This is a genomic window from Pseudomonas saudimassiliensis (assembly GCF_000939975.1).
Taxonomy (GTDB): Bacteria; Pseudomonadota; Gammaproteobacteria; order Pseudomonadales; family Pseudomonadaceae; genus Halopseudomonas; species Halopseudomonas saudimassiliensis.
On the sequence record NZ_LK391969.1, the window covers coordinates 2,175,178 to 2,192,407 of the forward strand.

Here is a 17,230-nt window from a genome sequence, read left to right on the forward strand (position 1 = left end):
CTGATGCTAGTCGCGAACGGGAGGCGGCGCGATCACCTCGCGCGAGCCATTGGTATTCATCGGGGTAACGACCCCGGCCATTTCCATTGATTCAATCATGCGGGCGGCCCGGTTGTAACCGATTTTCAGCTTGCGCTGCACGGCAGAAATGGAGGCCCGACGACTTTCGGTCACGAAGCGCACCGCCTCATCGTAGAGGGCGTCCTCCTCTTCCCCATCGCCACCGCCCATGCCGCCGCCATCGAAGCTACCACCGCCGCCGTCGTCGGCGCCATCGAGAATATCCTGGATATAGTCGGGCTCGCCACGGGCCTTCCACTCATCGACCAACCGGTGCACTTCACCGTCGGACACAAAGGCGCCGTGCACCCGCACCGGCAGGCTGGTGCCCGGCGGCATGTAGAGCATGTCGCCGTGGCCAAGCAGCTGCTCCGCCCCGCCCTGGTCGAGGATGGTCCGCGAGTCGATCTTGCTGGACACCTGGAACGCCATGCGGGTGGGGATGTTGGCCTTGATCAGACCGGTGATCACATCCACCGAGGGGCGCTGGGTGGCGAGGATCAGGTGGATACCCGCGGCCCGGGCCTTCTGCGCGATCCGGGCAATCAACTCTTCCACCTTCTTGCCGACGATCATCATCATGTCGGCGAATTCGTCGATCACCACCACGATCACCGGCAGGGTTTCCAGCTCGGGCGCAATGTCATCCATGCTTTCCCGCCGATACAGGGGGTCGCTCAGCGGTTCGCCGGCATTCTGCGCATCCTTCACCTTGCGATTGAAGCCGGCGAGGTTACGCACGCCCATCGCCGCCATCAGCTTGTAGCGCCGCTCCATTTCCGCCACGCACCAGCGCAGCGAATTGGCGGCCTCCTTCATGTCGGTCACCACCGGGCACAGCAGGTGCGGAATGCCCTCGTAGATCGACAGTTCCAGCATCTTGGGGTCGATCATGATCAGCCGCACCTCTTCCGGGGGCGACTTGAACAGGATGCTCAGCAGCATGGCGTTGACCCCTACCGACTTACCCGAGCCGGTGGTGCCCGCCACCAACAGGTGAGGCATCTTGGCCAGGTCCGCCAGGATCGGCTTGCCGCCAATATCGTGCCCCAGGGCCAGGGTCACCGGCGAGGTAGCTTCCTCGAATTCTCGGGTCTGCAGCACCTCGGACAGGCGCACGATTTCCCGGTCTTCATTGGGAATCTCGATGCCGACGGTGGTCTTGCCGGGAATGACCTCCACCACCCGCACACTGATCACCGCCAGCGAGCGGGCCAGGTCCTTCGCCAGGTTGGAGATCTTGCTGACCTTGACGCCGGGCGCGGGCTGGATTTCGAAACGGGTGATAACCGGGCCAGGCTGGACCTTTTCCACTTCCGCATCGACACCGAAATCCTTCAGCTTGATTTCCAGCAGACGCGACATGGCCTCCAGCGACTCGGGCGAGAAGCCCTTGTTGAGCTTGCTCGGCGGGTCCAGCAGCGCGATCGGAGGCAGCGAGCCCGGCTCCACCGGTCCGGCACTGAAGGGCGCCGCCTTTTCCTTCGGCGCACGGACACTGGCGGGCGTCGGCTGGCTGCCCAGCGGTTCGATCTTCGGTGCTGGGCGTTTCTCCTGGGCCGGCGCCGGTTTGCTCGGGGCTGCTACGGGCTGGCGTTTTTCCTCGGCGGCCACGCTGGGTTCGCGCCGTGCCGCCGGTGCCGCTGGCGAAGAGGGATAGTCAGGCTCGGCCCGCTGCGCCGCGCGGCGAGCCAGCCAGTTGTTGCCGGCGCGCTTGAGCAGGTCGAGCAGGTCCAGGGTGAGCCGACCGATCAGGTCCATCACCTTGAACCAGGACAGGTTGGTAAATACCGTCAAGCCGAACAGGAACAGGGTCAGGAACAGCAAGGTGCTGCCCTGCATGTTCAGCACCGGGAAGGCCATGTCACTCAGCAGCTGACCCAGCACACCGCCCGCCCCGGCGCCCTCGGGAAAACCGTCCGCTGCGCTGCCATGCAGCGCCGCCAGCGCGGTGCCGGCCAGCAGGGTGAGCACGAAACCGATCAACCGCCAGGAGAACAGCCAGCCATTCCAGACGAACGGCAGATGGCGCCGACGGAACATCTGCCATACCTTGACGGCCACAATAAGCGGAAACAGATAGGCCAGGTACCCGAGCACGAACAGCAGCACGTCGGCAATCCAGGCACCCATGCTGCCGCCGGCATTCTGCACGGCCACGGTACCGCTGCTGCGCGTCCAGCCTGGATCGCTGGCGTCATAGGTGAACAACGCCATGCACAGGTACAGGCACAGGGCGATCATCCCCAGCAGCGCCCCTTCACGCAGGCGCAGGCTGAGCTGTTCTTGCCAGGCGAAGTGCTGGCCTTTATGGGATCGGGTATCCTTCAATGCTCTGGCTTCCGTCATGATTCAGCCGCTTATTGTACAGGTTCTGCAAAACTCAGTTGAGTTGACCTGTAAAGATGGGTTGCGTTCCTCCAAGTCCGGGAACTATCTTGATTGAGGACAATAACTTAACGCTGCTTTTTGATAAACCTTTGAAGATTCCATTTATCTGAAAATGCGAACCACACGGGATTTGCGATGACTGAACTGAGGTGGCTGGATCCGGACATCCTGGACTTTCCTCCATCCAGCGAAGCGCTGGCCAGCCCCAACGGGCTGCTGGCGGTAGGCGGCGACCTCGCCCCTGCCCGCCTGGTTGCCGCCTACCGCCAGGGCATCTTTCCCTGGTATGAGGAAGGCCAACCACTGCTCTGGTGGTCGCCGGATCCCCGCACCGTACTAGTGCCCGACGCCCTGCATATCTCGCGCAGCATGGCCAAGTTCCTGCGCAAGACGACCTTCAGGGTGACCTTCGACCGGGACTTCCCTGCGGTAATGCAAGCCTGCGCCGAGCCCCGAAACTATACCGACGCCACCTGGATCACCCCCGATATGCAGAGCGCCTACCTGCGGCTGCACCAACGCAATATCGCGCACTCGGTGGAGGTCTGGGAAGGTAGCGAACTGGTTGGCGGACTCTATGGCGTGGCCCTGGGTGGGGTGTTCTTCGGCGAGTCCATGTTCAGCCGCCGCAGCAATGCCTCGAAAACCGGCTTCATCTGCCTGGTCCGGACCCTGCAACAGCGCGGCTGCCAGTTGATCGACTGCCAGATGCCCACCGACCACCTGGAAAGCCTGGGCGCCACGACGATCTCCCGCGCGGTATTCAGCCAGACGTTGGCCAGGTTGTGCGCTGAACACGTCCGCCCCTGCTGGCAGGACATGCCCGAGGAGTATCCGATGGAAGGCGACGGTGCAGCTTCTATACTCAGGCAACCCACGGCAGACGATTCCAGAGCGACCTTCCATGACTGATCTGGCGCACCTGAAATTCTATGCGACCCAGCCGCACCCTTGCAGTTACCTGAGCGACGAGCAGGCGGTGACGCTGTTCCTCGACCCGCAGCAACCACTGGACCCGGAGACCTACAGCCAGCTGTCCGAGCTGGGCTTCCGGCGCAGCGGCGAGCACCTGTATCGCCCCCACTGCGCCCAGTGCCGCGCCTGTGTGCCGGCGCGCATACCGGCCGCCGACTTCGTGCCCAACCGTCAGCAGAAGCGGATTCTCAAGCGCAACAGCGACCTGCAGGTGACCCGCCGGCGCCCGGCCATGACCGAGGAGCTCTACCAGCTGTATTCCCGCTATATCATCGCCCGTCACAGCGATGGCGACATGTATCCACCGAGCCGGGAACAGTTTCGCTCCTTTCTGGTCAGTGAAGACGGGTTTTGCGAATTCAACGAGTTCCGGCTGGATGGCCGCCTGCTGGCGGTAGCCGTGACCGACCGGCTGAACAACGGGCTGTCGGCGGTCTACACCTTCTTCGATCCCGACGAGGCGCCCCGCAGTCTAGGCCGCTATGCGATCCTCTGGCAGATCGAGCAGGCCCGCCAGGTCGGCTTGCCCGCGGTCTATCTCGGGTACTGGATCCGCAACTGCCGAAAAATGAGCTACAAGACCGAATATCGGCCCCTGGAAATGCTCATCAACCAGCGCTGGGTGCGGGTCAACTAGCCCGGCCCGGGCAAAAATACCGGCAAAACTTGGCTGTTGCCGCCTTTTGAGGCACAATTGCTCACCTTTTTTGCGGGCTCTCATTCCGACGGCCCGCCTAATGCAACAAATTGAGAGGCCTTTGCTTAATGGCGAAAGAAGACAGTATTGAAATGGAAGGCACCATCGTGGACACCCTGCCCAACACCATGTTCCGTGTTGAGCTGGAAAACGGCCACGTCGTGACTGCCCACATTTCAGGCAAGATGCGCAAGAACTACATCCGCATCCTGACCGGTGACAAGGTGCGTGTTGAGTTGACGCCCTACGACCTGACCAAGGGTCGCATCACCTACCGCGCCCGCTGATTCTCAGCGCAGCGTATCCGTAACGCCCCGGCGACCTGTCAGGGGCGATGGTTGATTCCCGCCGGCTCTACCCTCCTCTGGTGAACGCAGAAAACCGCGTGCAAACTGGCGTCTGCACACGGCTTGGGCTGCCTGACAGCGGTATCAGCGCGGCATGTACTTACCCAGCTCGATCTTGCCGATCGAAGCGCGGTGCACCTCATCCGGCCCATCGGCCAAGCGCAGGGTCCGCTGCATGGCATACATATGGGCCAGCGGCGTATCCTCGGACACCCCTGCCCCGCCATGCATCTGGATGGCCCGATCAATCACCCGCAGGGCGACGTTCGGCGCTACTACCTTGATCTGTGCGATTTCGCTCTTGGCCACCTTGTTACCCACGGTATCCATCATGTAGGCCGCGTTCAGCGTCAACAGCCGCGCCTGGTTGATCTCGATGCGGGATTCGGCGATCAGGTCGATATTGCCACCCAACTGGGCCAGGCGACGGCCGAAGGCTTCCCGCTCCACTGAGCGCCGGCACATCAACTCCAGCGCCCGCTCGGCGGCGCCAATCGACCGCATGCAGTGGTGGATACGCCCTGGCCCCAAGCGACCCTGGGCAATCTCGAACCCCCGCCCCTCGCCCAGCAGCACGTTGGTATAGGGTACGCGCACGTTTTCCAGGATGACTTCGGCGTGCCCATGGGGCGCGTCGTCGTAGCCGAACACCGGCAGCGGACGCAGCACCTTCAGCCCGGGGGCATCCATCGGCACCAGGATCATCGAGTGCTGCTGGTGGCGCGGCGCGTCCGGATTGGTCAGGCCCATGAAGATCATCACCTTGCAGCGCGGATCGCAGGCGCCGGAGGTCCACCACTTGCGGCCATTGATCACCCACTCGTCACCCTCGCGACGGGCGTTGGCCTGCATATTGGTCGCATCCGAGGACGCCACGCCCGGCTCGGTCATGCCGAAGCAGGAGCGGATCTCGCCGGCCAGCAGCGGCTCCAGCCACTGCTTCTTGTGCTCCTCGGTGCCGTAGCGCACCAACACCTCCATGTTGCCGGTGTCCGGCGCGCTGCAGTTGAAAGCCTCGGACGCCAGGCCCGAACGCCCCATGAGTTCAGCCAGCGGAGCGTATTCGAGGTTGGTCAGGCCGGCGCCCAACTCCGACTCGGGCAGGAACAGGTTCCACAGTCCCGCCGCCCGCGCCTTCTCCTTCAGCTCTTCGACAATGGCGGTGGGCTGCCAACGATCACCTTCGGCTACCTGCTGGTGGAAAATCGCTTCCGCAGGAAACACATGCTCCTGCATGAAGGCATCAACCTGCTCGCGCAGCTGGGCAACCTTGGGGGAGTATCCGAAATTCATAGTCATGCGCCTTTTTCTGTTTTGTTATGCATATGTATCTGAGTCATGAAAAAGGTAGATGAGGCGGGGGAATTTATCTAACCTATTTTCGGCGTGTATAAAGATTCATAAGCCATATATACTCGACCCCGTCTGTATCTATAAGAGCCTATAAACAAGCCCAATGAAGGACCCAGCGATGAACCTCAGTAAAGTGGACCTGAACCTGTTCATTGTTTTTGATGCCATCTACACCGAAGCGAACCTGACCCGCGCCGGGCAGATCGTCGGCATTACCCAGCCTGCGGTGAGCAATGCCTTGGCACGCCTGCGCGACACCTTCAATGACCCGCTGTTCGTACGTACCGCCCAGGGAATGGTGCCGACACCCATGGCGCAGAACATCATCACGCCCGTGCGCCATGCCCTGCAGCTGCTGCGTGTATCGGTTCAGGAGAGCCGCAGCTTCAATCCCGACCAGGCCAACAAGACCTACCGCATCAGCATGACCGACCTCACCGAGGCGGTGATTCTGCCGCACCTGGCGGCACGCATCCGCCGCCTGGCGCCCAGCATCAATATCGACAGCTTCCTCACCCGCCGGCGGGAAACCACCAAGGAACTGGCCGCAGGTCGCCTGGATTTCGCCATCGACGCACCCTTGAACACCGATACTCAGGTGCGCCACGTCAAGCTGTTCGAAGACCGTTACGTGTGCATCATGCGCAAGGGGCACCCGCTGGCCAGCAAGGACAAGATCACCCTGGACGATTACCTGGGGCAGTCGCACATCCACATCTCCAGCCGCCGTAACGGCCTCGGCCATGTAGACCTGGCGTTGGGCAAGATGGGGATCCAGCGGCGGGTGGTGCTGCGCTCGCAGCATTACCAGATGGCGCCGCTGGTGCTGGAGTCGACAGACATGGTCATGACGGTCAGCGAACGCTTCGCCCTGCGCCACAATCTGCACTGGGTGAAGCTGCCGATTGATGATATCCCGCCGATCCAGACCCACCTGTTCTGGCATGAGAGCACGGATCAGGATCCGGCCAACCGCTGGATGCGTGAGCAGATCATCGAGTTGTCGCAGCAGCTCGAGCGCAAGATGAACAAGGAGCGGGAAGCAGAGCTGCTGCCCCAGAGCTGAGCCGCCTCCGGCTATTCGAGCGTCGGCGCCTCTGGCTGGGGCGCCGGCGCAAACTGGCCCTCCCAGATCACCCGATACTTCTCCAGCAGTTTTCTCGGCTCACCCTGGCCGGCCAGCCGGTGCATACCCTGGGCCAGTGCTGCCCGCAGCGCCGGCGAGTTGCACGCCGAGTTATGCGACACCGTGAAATACAGCGCCTCGGTGATCAGTGAGCCCTCAATGATATCCAGTTGATCCCGGATACCCAGCTGCGCGGCCAGGGCCAGCCCCTGGTGCCGCTCGTAGATTACATAGTCGACCCGCTCGCGAACCAGCAGTTCGAAGGATTGCTGGATGGAGGGCACCATGCGGATATCCAGATGATCGGCCGCATAGGTATCGAAGGAATCGCCGAAGCTGTTGTTGACCAGGGAGCTGCCGCGCTTGCCACGCAGGTCATCCCAGCCGCCATAGGGAAACGCCTTGCCCCGTTTGACGAAGATGACGCTGGGCACCTCCATGTACGGCGGGTGCACATAGTCCATGTCACCCAGGCGGGTGGGCGTAAGGAAGGCACCGGCGAGCATGTCCACCCGTCCGCTGCGTACTTCTTCCTGGGCGCGGGACCAGGGGCCCACGTGCAGGGCCTCCACGTGAATACCGCTGCCGTCTAGCACCTTCTCCAGCAGCTCGACGGCGGCACCGGTGAGGCGCTTGGGATCCTCGGGGTCTACCCAGAGCACTGGCGGGTATTGCGCATTGCCAGTCACCACGATGCGCTCGCAGACGCCGCCGGCCGCCAACACGGGTGCAGCTCCCAGCCACGCCAGCATCCCCGCTGCCGCGACCATAAGCCCGCGCCTGCCCTTCCCCTGTCGCCCCATTGCCGCTCTCCCGGTGCCGTTACTGTCCGCAGTATAGCGAGGAATCAGGCGGCGGCCTCGACCGCTCCGCTGTGGAAGCGAAATTCCGCATCATCCTCGACGATGGCCTGCGCCTCCACGGCAGCGAACAGAGCGATACGCTCGTCGATAGACCCGTCAGCATAATCCCGGGCGAGCTTGAGGTAATCCTGATAGTGCCGCGCTTCGGACTTGAGCAGCGAGCGATAGAAGTCGCCCAGCTCCTCGTCCAGGTGGGGCGCCAGCTTGGCGAAGCGCTCGCAGGAGCGCGCCTCGATAAAGGCACCGACAATCAGCGTATCCACCAACCGCCCCGGCTCCACCGTGCGCACATGCTGGCGCAGACGCTGGGCGTAATGGCTGGCGGACAACCCGCGGTAGACCACGCCGCGCTTGCCCATCAGTGCCGTGACCTGCTCGAAATGCCGCAGCTCCTCCCGGGCCAGTCGCGACATCTTCTGCAGCAGGTCTGGCTTGTCGATGTAGCGGAACATCAGGTTCAACGCTGTCGAGGCCGCCTTCTTTTCACAGTTGGCATGGTCAATCAGCAGCTCCTCGGGGTGCTGCAGCGCCTGTTGCACCCAGGCATCCGGGGTACGGCGCCCGAGAAAGGCGAGCAATTCGTCAGGGAGTGTCATGTCTTCACGCATTCAGTGGATCAACCGGCGATTATACGTTCATACCGTGCAGCCTGTCAGACCCGCCGCGTTGACCCACATCAACGGCAGGACCGGAAAAAGCGTCTACATTGTTAATGAGGGAACCCGAAAGCCCGCAAGCACCATGCTCCGTTGAAAGGAAGAGTCCCATGCAAGCCATCAAACGAATACTGGTTGTCATCGACCCCACCAGGGAGGATAACGTAGCGCTGGTAAGGTCCAGGCTGATCGCGGCCTTCATCGGTGCCGAGTTGCACCTGCTGGCATGCGAGAATCGGCGTGACCTCAAGCCGTTGTTGGCAGAGCTGTGCGCCGGCCTGGAAACCTCCGGGGTCACGGCCAGCTATACCCAGGCGTGGCACTCCAACCTGACCGATACCATCATCCACACACTTCGCGCCCAGGGCTGCGGACTGGTGATCAAGCAGCACCTGCCGGACAACCCGCTGAAGAAGGCGCTGCTGACACCGGACGACTGGAAGCTGCTGCGCCAGTGCCCGGCGCCCGTGTTGCTGGCCAAGGACAGTGCCTCGTGGATGCATGGCAATGTGCTCGCCGCCGTCGATCTCGGTAATCACGATGATCAACACCACGTGCTGCACGACACCATAGTGCGCTACGCCGCGGATATCGCCGAGATGGTCAACGGCCAGATGCACCTGATCAGCGCGCACCCGGCGCCCATGCTGTCGGCCGCCAACCCGGTGTATCAGCTGCGTGAGAATATCGTGCGCATCTATACCGACAAGGCAACTCGCTACCGCGACCAGTACGGCATTCCCGAAACCAACCTGCACATCGATGAAGGCCCGGCGGACACCTTGATTCCCAAGGTGGCGCAGCAGATCGGTGCCAGTGTGACGGTGATCGGCACCGTTGCCCGTACCGGCATTTCCGGCGCCCTGATCGGCAATACCGCCGAGGTGGTGCTCGATCAGTTGGTGGGCGACGTACTGGTACTCAAGCCCGACGACATGATTGCCCATCTGGAAGAGCTGCTGGAAAAATAAACCACCGCGTCGCGGCCTGTCCGGGGCCGCGACCTTTTGCCCCTTGCCCTTTCCCTCGGCACAGGTTCTAGCGCGGCCAGCTTAACTTTGTGCCGGTAATCCTGTAGAATTCCTGCCCGCCGTGAGTGCATGTGTACAGGCGTTTGCCCGCAACCATATTCTGTTACCCCAGTTACCAGGTTGCCCCCCACCAGATCGGGCCTGCGCTTGCACCCATCCCTATTTTCGGCATCCCAGGTCCGTGAGGATGACCGTTCCGTCACAAACGGAACAGACTGATGAGGGTAATTATTGTGCTTGAAGCCTATCGCAAACACGTTGAAGAACGCGCCGCCCAAGGCGTCGTGCCTCAGCCGCTTAATGCCGAACAAACCGCTGGTCTGGTTGATCTCCTGAAGAACCCGCCGGCTGGCGAAGAAGAATTCCTGCTTGATCTGCTCACCAACCGCGTTCCGCCGGGAGTGGATGAAGCTGCCTACGTCAAGGCTGCCTTCCTGTCCGCAGTGGCCAAGGGCGAAGCCACTTCCCCGCTGCTGAACAAGGTCCGCGCCGTTGAGCTGCTGGGCACCATGCAGGGCGGCTACAACATTGCCACCCTGGTAGAGCTGCTCGACGACAGCGAGCTGGCTGCCACCGCCGCCGAACAACTCAAGCACACCCTGCTGATGTTCGACGCCTTCCACGATGTGGCCGACCGCGCCAAGAAAGGCAACCAGTATGCCCAGGCAGTCCTGCAGTCCTGGGCTGACGGCGAATGGTTCACCAACCGCCCGGCCGTTGCGGAAAAGATCAGCCTGACCGTATTCAAGGTCCCCGGCGAAACCAACACCGATGACCTGTCCCCTGCTCCGGATGCCTGGTCGCGTCCTGACATCCCGCTGCACGCCCAGGCCATGCTGAAAATGGCCCGTGACGGCATCGAGCCGGTCGAGCCAGGCGTCATCGGCCCGCTGAAACAGATCGAAGCCATGAAGGCCAAGGGCCTGCCCGTTGCCTACGTCGGTGACGTGGTTGGTACCGGTTCCTCCCGCAAGTCCGCCACCAACTCGGTGCTGTGGTTCTTCGGCGACGATATTCCCTACGTACCGAACAAGCGCGCCGGTGGTTTCTGCTTCGGCACCAAGATCGCCCCCATCTTCTACAACACCATGGAAGACGCTGGCGCCCTGCCGATCGAGTTCGACTGCAACGACCTGAACATGGGCGACGCCATCGACGTCTACCCCTATGAAGGTAAAGTCTGCAAGCACGGCACTGACGAAGTCATCACCACCTTCGAACTGAAGACCCAGGTGCTGCTCGACGAAGTGCGTGCCGGTGGCCGTATCCCGCTGATCATCGGCCGTGGCCTGACTGACAAAGCCCGCGCTGAACTGGGCCTGGGTGCCAGCGACCTGTTCCGCAAGCCGGTCGCTCCGGCCGACAGCAACAAGGGTTACACCCTGGCGCAGAAGATGGTCGGCAAGGCCTGTGGCGTCGAGGGCGTTCGCCCTGGTACCTACTGCGAGCCAAAGATGACCACCGTCGGTTCCCAGGACACTACTGGCCCGATGACCCGTGACGAGCTGAAGGACCTGGCGTGCCTGGGCTTCTCCGCTGACCTGGTGATGCAGTCCTTCTGCCACACTGCGGCCTATCCGAAGCCGATCGACGTCAACACCCACCACACCCTGCCCGACTTCATCCACAACCGTGGTGGTGTCGCGCTGCGTCCGGGTGACGGCATCATCCACAGCTGGCTGAACCGCATGCTGCTGCCCGACACCGTCGGCACCGGTGGCGACTCCCACACCCGCTTCCCGATGGGCATCTCCTTCCCGGCCGGTTCCGGTCTGGTCGCCTTCGCTGCTGCCACCGGCGTCATGCCGCTGGATATGCCGGAATCGGTACTGGTGCGCTTCAAGGGTGAAATGCAGCCGGGTATCACCCTGCGCGACCTGGTCCATGCCATCCCCTACTACGCGATCCAGGAAGGCCTGCTGACCGTCGAGAAGAAAGGCAAGAAGAACATCTTCTCCGGCCGCATTCTCGAGATCGAAGGTCTCACCGGTCTGACCGTTGAACAGGCGTTCGAGCTGTCTGACGCCTCCGCCGAGCGTTCTGCTGCAGGTTGCACCATCAAGCTGCCGGAAGAGGCCATTGCCGAGTACCTCAAGTCCAACATCACCCTGCTGCGCTGGATGATTGCCAACGGTTACGACGACGCCCGCACCATCGAACGTCGCGCCCAGGCCATGGAAGCCTGGCTGGAAAAGCCCGAGCTGATGGAGGCCGATGCCGACGCCGAGTACGCAGCGGTCATCGAAATCGACCTGGCCGATATCCGCGAGCCGATCCTCTGCGCGCCGAACGATCCGGACGACGCCCGTCTGCTGTCCGAGGTACAGGGCCGGCAGATCGACGAGGTGTTCATTGGTTCGTGCATGACCAACATCGGTCACTTCCGTGCCGCTGGCAAGCTGCTCGAGAAGAACAAGAACGCCCTGCCGACTCGCCTGTGGCTGGCGCCGCCGACCAAGATGGATCAGTTCCAGCTGACCGAGGAAGGCTACTACGGCATCTACGGCAAGGCTGGTGCGCGCATGGAAATGCCCGGCTGCTCGCTGTGCATGGGTAACCAGGCGCGGATCAAGGCGAACTCGACTGCGGTCTCCACCTCCACGCGGAACTTCCCGAACCGCCTGGGCGATGGCGCCGACGTCTTCCTCGCCTCGGCCGAACTGGCCTCGGTTGCCGCTATCCTGGGCCGCCTGCCGAATGTCGACGAGTACATGACCTACGCGTCGGACCTCAACAGCATGTCTGCCGAGGTGTACCGCTACATGAATTTCAACGAAATCGAGTCCTACCAGAAGGCTGCCGCCAGCATTCCGGTAACCGAAATCTGAGAGTCCTGTAATCGGTAAAAGAAACCCCGCCTCGTGCGGGGTTTCTTTTTTGCGTTATATCAAGCGGAACCGGAAGCTGCAGATTCTTGTCAGATTTTCTGTACTTGCACTGATTAATTGACGCAAACAAGAGGACTACAACATGAAGAAATGGTTAATTGCCACGGTCTGCATCTCCGGAATGTTTGCTCTGGTGGGCTGCTCCAATGATCACCTGATTCGGACCAGCGAAGGTCAGATCATCGAAGCGGACAACAAGCCGGAAATCGATGAGGACACCGGCATGATCGAATACGAAGACCACAGTGGTCGCGACAACCAGATTCCGCAGGGCGATGTGCGCGAAATCAAGGAACGTTGAACGTGCCATGCCCTGCGGGGCTTCCCGCGGGGCGCCTGTCGCTGACAAACTCTTTCCCATAACCACAACAAGGGAACAACCATGGCAAATGTACGGCGCTCCCGGACGCGTCGGAAATCCCGCAGAAGACGTGCCCGCCGGCGCACTTATCTATTATTCCTCGATCGACAGATAGCGTCCTGGCGTGAACGTGGCGTACTGCTGGATCGCCTGCGGCGCAAGAGAAAATAGCCCTGACACGATCTCCGAGGTCGGGCAGCAGCTCGACCCGACGTCCCGCTACTGCAGAAGAAAGCCCGCCGCCTTGCCCTCGAATACCACCAGTCTGGCCAGGGTATCGTCGCCACCGTCGGCAAAGCTGATCTTCCAGATCTCCACCCGGTACCCCTGCTGGTTCAAGTGAGTGAGATAGTCCGCCTCGTATCCCTGCTGTACCCGATCGGCCATGGCATCAACCACCCGATTGAATTCAGCCTCGGGAATGGCTGCCTGGAAGTCGGCCGTACCCAATGTGCGAAACGCCTGGTAATCCTCTTCAGCCACTGTCGTCAGCAGACTGGACAGCAGCTGGCGCGCTTGCGCGGGCTCGCTATCGGCCCAGGCGGCGACCGGCAGCAGAAGCGCCGCGACGATGACGGCGTAACGCAGCAAGGTTGAGTGCATGGGAAGCTCCGAATAGTAAAAAGATGGGAGAAAGTATAGTCGCGACACCGACGGGAACATAACGGCGCAATCAGCGACCGACGGCCGCCTCGGCTATAGCGCGGCGCAGGGCCACGCGGCTAGAATACGCGACGTTTTTTCCTGACACCCATGGCTCCCTGATGACAGACACTCTTGCCTCAACCAAGAACAGCGCCCCCAGTGTAGGGTTCATATCCCTCGGCTGCCCGAAAGCACTCGTCGATTCCGAACGCATCCTTACCCAGCTTCGCATCGAGGGCTACCAGGTCGTACCGACCTACCAAGGAGCTGACGTGGTGGTGGTCAACACCTGCGGTTTCATCGACTCGGCCAAGGCCGAATCCCTGGACGCCATTGGCGAAGCCATTGCCGAGAACGGTCGGGTTATCGTGACCGGCTGCATGGGTGTGGAAGAAGGGGCCATCCGCGACGTGCACCCCAGCGTGCTGGCGGTGACCGGGCCGCAGCAGTACGAGCAGGTGGTCAATGCCGTCCATGAAGTCGTGCCGCCCCGGGCTGACCACAATCCGCTGATCGATCTGGTACCGCCCCAGGGCGTCAAGCTGACGCCACGCCACTATGCCTATCTGAAGATTTCCGAAGGCTGCAACCACAGCTGCAGCTTCTGCATCATTCCGTCCATGCGTGGCAAGTTGGTCAGCCGGCCGGTGGGTGAGGTGCTCGGCGAAGCCGAACGCCTGGTCAAGTCGGGGGTCAAGGAGCTGCTGGTCATCTCCCAGGACACCAGCGCCTACGGTGTGGATATCAAGTACCGCACCGGCTTCTGGAATGGCCGCCCGGTCAAGTCTCGCATGACCGAGATGTGCGAGGCGCTGAGCGAGCTGGGCGTGTGGGTACGGTTGCACTACGTATACCCCTACCCGCACGTCGACGAGCTGATCCCGCTGATGGCCGAGGGTAAGATCCTGCCCTACCTGGATATCCCCTTCCAGCACGCCAGCCCCAAGGTACTCAAGGCCATGAAGCGCCCGGCCTTCGAAGACAAGACCCTGGCCCGCATCAGGAAGTGGCGGGAGATCTGCCCGGAACTGACCATTCGCTCCACCTTCATTGTCGGCTTCCCCGGCGAGACCGAGGAGGACTTCCAGTACCTGCTTGACTGGCTGACCGAAGCGCAGCTCGATCGCGTTGGTTGCTTCCAGTATTCCCCAGTGGACGGCGCGCCCGCCGAGGCGCTGGGCCTGGAAGCCGTGCCGGATGAGATCAAGCAGGAGCGCTGGGACCGGTTCATGGCCCATCAGCAGGCCATTTCCACCGCCCGCCTGCAGCTCAAGATCGGCAAGACCATCCAGGTGCTGATCGACGAAGTGGATGAGGAAGGTCCGATCGCCCGCTCCATGGCCGATGCCCCGGAAATCGACGGCAATGTCTATATCGACAGCGATGAGCCGCTCAAGCCCGGCGATATCGTCAGCGTGCGGGTCACTGCGGCCGACGAATATGACCTCTGGGCCGAGCTGGTCTGAGCTGAAGCGCACCGGGGCCATGGCCCCGGTTTTCGTTTGACCCCCTGCCCTGCGGTTGCCGATTCGGGGCACCCGAGCCGGCAAATACAGTCCAAGCTGTACCGGCCCGCGAGCCGGAGGCAGAATGTGCTGCCGTTCCGATCACTCAGGAGGATGCCATGGCGATGATAACCAGCTACTCGGAAGAGGCCCCTTCCCGCGAGGAAGTCGACGCGCTACCGGGGGCGACCCTGGTGGAATTCGGCACCGACTGGTGCGGTCACTGCCGCGCCGCCCAGGCGCCGCTGCAACAGGCCTTCGCGGCCCATCCCGAGCTGCGCCATATCAAGGTGGAGGATGGTCCCGGCCGGCGCCTCGGTCGTTCGTTCCGGGTAAAACTCTGGCCGACGCTGATTTTCCTGCGTAATGGCGAGGAAGTAGAACGCCTGGTGCGACCGCGGGATGCCGAGTCGATCCTGCAGGCCATGGGCAAGCTCTGCAGCTGAACTGCCCCGCTGGCGTAGCCTTTTAGCGTCCTGACGGGCACACTATTGCCTTGCTCCGGATGATCAGAACAAGGCATTTCATGACAACACAGGCATTGCAGGACCTTCTCGCGCCCCACGGCGTCTGTTTCGGCTGTGGCGGCGCCAACCCCCATGGGTTGCAGATCAAGAGCCATTGGGACCCGGACGGCGTCCATGTAGTCACGCGACATTTGCCGGAGGCCAGGTACTGCGGCTGGCCTGACCTGGTCTATGGCGGATTATTGGCGATGTTGGTGGACTGCCATTCCAACTGGACCGCCATGGCCTATCACCTGCGCACGGAACAGGCGCTGGGCAACGCTCCGAACGAGATCAACTGTGTGACCGGCGAGCTGGGCATCAAGTACATCAAGCCGACCCCCATGGGGGTGGAGTTGAGCTTGCGCGCCCGGGTGGAGGGCCCCCTCGCCCGCAAGAGCCGCATCATCTGCGAGATCTATGCCGGCGATGTGCTGACAGCCATTGGCGACTCCACCTTCGTGCGGGTCGACGCCGGCAAGCTGGCCGCCCAAGCCCATGGGCGCGACGCCTAGCGCCCCGGGCTGATCAGCCGACCATCGGCAGCAGGAAGGCCAGCAATAGCGGAATCAGCAGAAACGACAGCAGGGTCGAGCAGATGACCAGGCTGGCGACGGTTTCCGGTGACCGGTTGGCCTTTACCGCAAACAGATAGTTGAACACCGCGACCGGCATCGCCGCCTGCAGTATCAGTACCCCCTGGGCCAGCGGCGGCAGGTCCAGGGCCAGCGCAATGGCCCAGCCAATAAGGGCGCCGCAGAGCATGCGCAGCCCGCCCAGGGCCATGCCCTTGCCTACCTGTTTCGGTCGAATGCTGGCCAGCGATACCCCCAGGGTCAGCAGCATCATGGGAATGCTCATGCTCCCCAGCAGATCGATGGTATTACCGAGCCAACGGGGCAACTGCAGGTCAAGCAGCAGTACCACCAGCGCCACGCCCAGGCTGACGATCACCGGATTGAGCAGCAACCGCCGCCAGGATTCGGCCGCGCCCGCCAGGATCATGCCGACACTGAAATGCCCTATCGACAGCACCACAAAGAACGCCACGGCCAGCGCCAACCCCGGCTCGCCAAAGGCGTACAGGCTGATCGGCAGGCCCATGTTGCCGGTGTTGGGGAACATGTAAGCCGGCACCAGCACCTTGGGGTCGGCATTGATCGTCCGGCTCAGCACCCAGCCGACCATCGCCATCAACAGGGTGATCGCTACACAGCCCAGGGCTATCTGCCCGAAGACCTGCACATCGACCTCGGCGCGGCTCAGGGTCGAAAGCACCAGGCAGGGCGTGCTGACGTTGAGGACCAGGCGGGTGACGAATTCAGTGGGATAGGCCTGGCCCGAACGCGCCCAGCCGTAGCCGATCCCGGCGACGATGAGTACCGGGGCCATTACTGCAAAGAGTTCAATGAACATGGATATCAACTCAACGATCGTTGACGCAGCTGCTGGTAACCACGGCGGGTCAGCAGCAGGAGATGGCGGGTACCGGGATAGACCTTGCCGCTGGCCTTGAGGCTGTCGATCAGCGCCCCATGGTCATCGGCCGGCAACAGGAAGTAATCCACGCCTTCAGCCAGTTGCGCTTCGCAGACCTTGAACCAGCGGAAGGTAGTGCCCTTGGGTTGGGCGTTGAGCTCATCGAGCTGGCGCAGACTCAGGGTCTCGGTCCCGGCGTAGGGAATCGGATCGGCAGTGGACATGGGCATTCCCGGCAAGCAAAACAGGTGGCAACCATACCAGAATCAAGCACTTCCCGGGGCTCGCGATCGCACACAAGCCGCACTTTCAGCAGCCGCTCTGGTCTGAATGGACAGCGACTGGAA

17 protein-coding genes are annotated in these 17,230 nt (G+C 62.1%); 10 read left to right on the plus strand and 7 right to left on the minus strand.

Going from position 1 to position 17,230, the window contains the following annotated elements:
- Nucleotides 1-6: 6 nt before the first annotated feature.
- Nucleotides 7-2,409, minus strand: a complete 2,403-nt coding sequence (locus tag VG99_RS10070) for a DNA translocase FtsK (protein ID WP_052508771.1) — start codon at nucleotides 2,407-2,409, stop codon at nucleotides 7-9.
- A gap of 177 nt (nucleotides 2,410-2,586) precedes the next feature.
- Between VG99_RS10070 and aat the strand changes: the two genes are divergently transcribed.
- The 3 genes from aat to infA all read left to right on the plus strand — a co-directional run bounded on the left by aat (nucleotide 2,587) and on the right by infA (nucleotide 4,410).
- Nucleotides 2,587-3,363 (plus strand): leucyl/phenylalanyl-tRNA--protein transferase, encoded by a 777-nt coding sequence (gene aat, locus VG99_RS10075; protein ID WP_076939746.1) that lies wholly within the window; start codon nucleotides 2,587-2,589, stop codon nucleotides 3,361-3,363.
- The gene (locus VG99_RS10080) at nucleotides 3,356-4,063 is read left to right on the plus strand and encodes an arginyltransferase (RefSeq protein WP_044499715.1); all 708 of its coding nucleotides are present in this window, start codon (nucleotides 3,356-3,358) and stop codon (nucleotides 4,061-4,063) included. The genes aat and VG99_RS10080 overlap by 8 nt, the downstream gene beginning before the upstream one ends.
- Nucleotides 4,064-4,191: 128 nt before the next feature.
- Nucleotides 4,192-4,410: a translation initiation factor IF-1 gene (gene infA, locus VG99_RS10085; protein ID WP_036989719.1), complete on the plus strand. Its 219-nt coding sequence runs from the start codon at nucleotides 4,192-4,194 to the stop codon at nucleotides 4,408-4,410.
- 144 nt (nucleotides 4,411-4,554) lie between these two features.
- On the opposite strand, the gene VG99_RS10090 is transcribed toward infA, so the two are convergent.
- A complete protein-coding gene (locus VG99_RS10090) occupies nucleotides 4,555-5,763 on the minus strand; it encodes an acyl-CoA dehydrogenase (RefSeq protein WP_044499718.1) in 1,209 nt (402 codons plus the stop codon).
- A 178-nt stretch (nucleotides 5,764-5,941) separates the two neighbouring features.
- On the opposite strand from VG99_RS10090, the gene VG99_RS10095 reads away from it, so the two are divergent.
- Nucleotides 5,942-6,889 carry a LysR family transcriptional regulator gene (locus VG99_RS10095; RefSeq protein WP_044499719.1) on the plus strand — a complete coding sequence of 316 codons (948 nt, stop codon included), beginning with the start codon at nucleotides 5,942-5,944 and terminating at the stop codon, nucleotides 6,887-6,889.
- An 11-nt stretch (nucleotides 6,890-6,900) separates the two neighbouring features.
- Here the strand turns inward: VG99_RS10095 and VG99_RS10100 are convergent, their stop codons facing one another.
- On the minus strand, nucleotides 6,901-7,719 hold the full coding sequence (locus tag VG99_RS10100; protein WP_044499720.1) for a substrate-binding periplasmic protein: 819 nt from the start codon (nucleotides 7,717-7,719) through the stop codon (nucleotides 6,901-6,903).
- A gap of 77 nt (nucleotides 7,720-7,796) precedes the next feature.
- Complete coding sequence (locus tag VG99_RS10105; RefSeq protein WP_044501574.1) at nucleotides 7,797-8,408, minus strand: MiaE family protein; 612 nt, start codon at nucleotides 8,406-8,408, stop codon at nucleotides 7,797-7,799.
- Between the two features lie 170 nt (nucleotides 8,409-8,578).
- On the opposite strand from VG99_RS10105, the gene VG99_RS10110 reads away from it, so the two are divergent.
- The 3 genes from VG99_RS10110 to VG99_RS10120 all read left to right on the plus strand — a co-directional run bounded on the left by VG99_RS10110 (nucleotide 8,579) and on the right by VG99_RS10120 (nucleotide 12,688).
- Nucleotides 8,579-9,439, plus strand: a complete 861-nt coding sequence (locus tag VG99_RS10110) for a universal stress protein (RefSeq protein WP_044499723.1) — start codon at nucleotides 8,579-8,581, stop codon at nucleotides 9,437-9,439.
- 293 nt (nucleotides 9,440-9,732) lie between these two features.
- The gene (gene acnB, locus VG99_RS10115; protein ID WP_044501575.1) at nucleotides 9,733-12,327 is read left to right on the plus strand and encodes a bifunctional aconitate hydratase 2/2-methylisocitrate dehydratase; all 2,595 of its coding nucleotides are present in this window, start codon (nucleotides 9,733-9,735) and stop codon (nucleotides 12,325-12,327) included.
- Between the two features lie 142 nt (nucleotides 12,328-12,469).
- Nucleotides 12,470-12,688 (plus strand): YgdI/YgdR family lipoprotein, encoded by a 219-nt coding sequence (locus VG99_RS10120; RefSeq protein ID WP_044499724.1) that lies wholly within the window; start codon nucleotides 12,470-12,472, stop codon nucleotides 12,686-12,688.
- 279 nt (nucleotides 12,689-12,967) lie between these two features.
- Here the strand turns inward: VG99_RS10120 and VG99_RS10125 are convergent, their stop codons facing one another.
- Nucleotides 12,968-13,351 carry a hypothetical protein gene (locus VG99_RS10125; RefSeq protein WP_052508772.1) on the minus strand — a complete coding sequence of 128 codons (384 nt, stop codon included), beginning with the start codon at nucleotides 13,349-13,351 and terminating at the stop codon, nucleotides 12,968-12,970.
- A gap of 161 nt (nucleotides 13,352-13,512) precedes the next feature.
- Between VG99_RS10125 and rimO the strand changes: the two genes are divergently transcribed.
- The 3 genes from rimO to VG99_RS10140 all read left to right on the plus strand — a co-directional run bounded on the left by rimO (nucleotide 13,513) and on the right by VG99_RS10140 (nucleotide 15,919).
- The gene (gene rimO, locus VG99_RS10130) at nucleotides 13,513-14,859 is read left to right on the plus strand and encodes a 30S ribosomal protein S12 methylthiotransferase RimO (protein WP_044499726.1); all 1,347 of its coding nucleotides are present in this window, start codon (nucleotides 13,513-13,515) and stop codon (nucleotides 14,857-14,859) included.
- A gap of 164 nt (nucleotides 14,860-15,023) precedes the next feature.
- On the plus strand, nucleotides 15,024-15,344 hold the full coding sequence (locus VG99_RS10135; protein ID WP_204216760.1) for a thioredoxin family protein: 321 nt from the start codon (nucleotides 15,024-15,026) through the stop codon (nucleotides 15,342-15,344).
- A gap of 80 nt (nucleotides 15,345-15,424) precedes the next feature.
- Nucleotides 15,425-15,919, plus strand: a complete 495-nt coding sequence (locus tag VG99_RS10140; RefSeq protein ID WP_044499729.1) for a PaaI family thioesterase — start codon at nucleotides 15,425-15,427, stop codon at nucleotides 15,917-15,919.
- Nucleotides 15,920-15,932: 13 nt separating this feature from the next.
- Here VG99_RS10140 and VG99_RS10145 read toward each other — a convergent pair whose 3' ends face one another.
- Nucleotides 15,933-16,820: an AEC family transporter gene (locus VG99_RS10145; protein ID WP_044499731.1), complete on the minus strand. Its 888-nt coding sequence runs from the start codon at nucleotides 16,818-16,820 to the stop codon at nucleotides 15,933-15,935.
- A gap of 5 nt (nucleotides 16,821-16,825) precedes the next feature.
- The gene (locus tag VG99_RS10150) at nucleotides 16,826-17,107 is read right to left on the minus strand and encodes a hypothetical protein (RefSeq protein ID WP_052508773.1); all 282 of its coding nucleotides are present in this window, start codon (nucleotides 17,105-17,107) and stop codon (nucleotides 16,826-16,828) included.
- Between the last annotated feature and the right edge of the window lie 123 nt (nucleotides 17,108-17,230).

Excerpts from the sequence above, each read along its gene's own strand:
- VG99_RS10070 (WP_052508771.1), bottom strand. The coding sequence starts at position 2,409 with ATGACGGAAGCCAGAGCATTGAAGGATACCCGATCCCATAAAGGCCAG.
- aat (WP_076939746.1), top strand. The coding sequence starts at position 2,587 with ATGACTGAACTGAGGTGGCTGGATCCGGACATCCTGGACTTTCCTCCA.
- VG99_RS10080 (WP_044499715.1), top strand. The coding sequence starts at position 3,356 with ATGACTGATCTGGCGCACCTGAAATTCTATGCGACCCAGCCGCACCCT.
- infA (WP_036989719.1), top strand. The coding sequence starts at position 4,192 with ATGGCGAAAGAAGACAGTATTGAAATGGAAGGCACCATCGTGGACACC.
- VG99_RS10090 (WP_044499718.1), bottom strand. The coding sequence starts at position 5,763 with ATGAATTTCGGATACTCCCCCAAGGTTGCCCAGCTGCGCGAGCAGGTT.
- VG99_RS10095 (WP_044499719.1), top strand. The coding sequence starts at position 5,942 with ATGAACCTCAGTAAAGTGGACCTGAACCTGTTCATTGTTTTTGATGCC.
- VG99_RS10100 (WP_044499720.1), bottom strand. The coding sequence starts at position 7,719 with ATGGTCGCGGCAGCGGGGATGCTGGCGTGGCTGGGAGCTGCACCCGTG.
- VG99_RS10105 (WP_044501574.1), bottom strand. The coding sequence starts at position 8,408 with ATGACACTCCCTGACGAATTGCTCGCCTTTCTCGGGCGCCGTACCCCG.
- VG99_RS10110 (WP_044499723.1), top strand. The coding sequence starts at position 8,579 with ATGCAAGCCATCAAACGAATACTGGTTGTCATCGACCCCACCAGGGAG.
- VG99_RS10120 (WP_044499724.1), top strand. The coding sequence starts at position 12,470 with ATGAAGAAATGGTTAATTGCCACGGTCTGCATCTCCGGAATGTTTGCT.
- VG99_RS10125 (WP_052508772.1), bottom strand. The coding sequence starts at position 13,351 with ATGCACTCAACCTTGCTGCGTTACGCCGTCATCGTCGCGGCGCTTCTG.
- rimO (WP_044499726.1), top strand. The coding sequence starts at position 13,513 with ATGACAGACACTCTTGCCTCAACCAAGAACAGCGCCCCCAGTGTAGGG.
- VG99_RS10135 (WP_204216760.1), top strand. The coding sequence starts at position 15,024 with ATGATAACCAGCTACTCGGAAGAGGCCCCTTCCCGCGAGGAAGTCGAC.
- VG99_RS10140 (WP_044499729.1), top strand. The coding sequence starts at position 15,425 with ATGACAACACAGGCATTGCAGGACCTTCTCGCGCCCCACGGCGTCTGT.
- VG99_RS10145 (WP_044499731.1), bottom strand. The coding sequence starts at position 16,820 with ATGTTCATTGAACTCTTTGCAGTAATGGCCCCGGTACTCATCGTCGCC.
- VG99_RS10150 (WP_052508773.1), bottom strand. The coding sequence starts at position 17,107 with ATGTCCACTGCCGATCCGATTCCCTACGCCGGGACCGAGACCCTGAGT.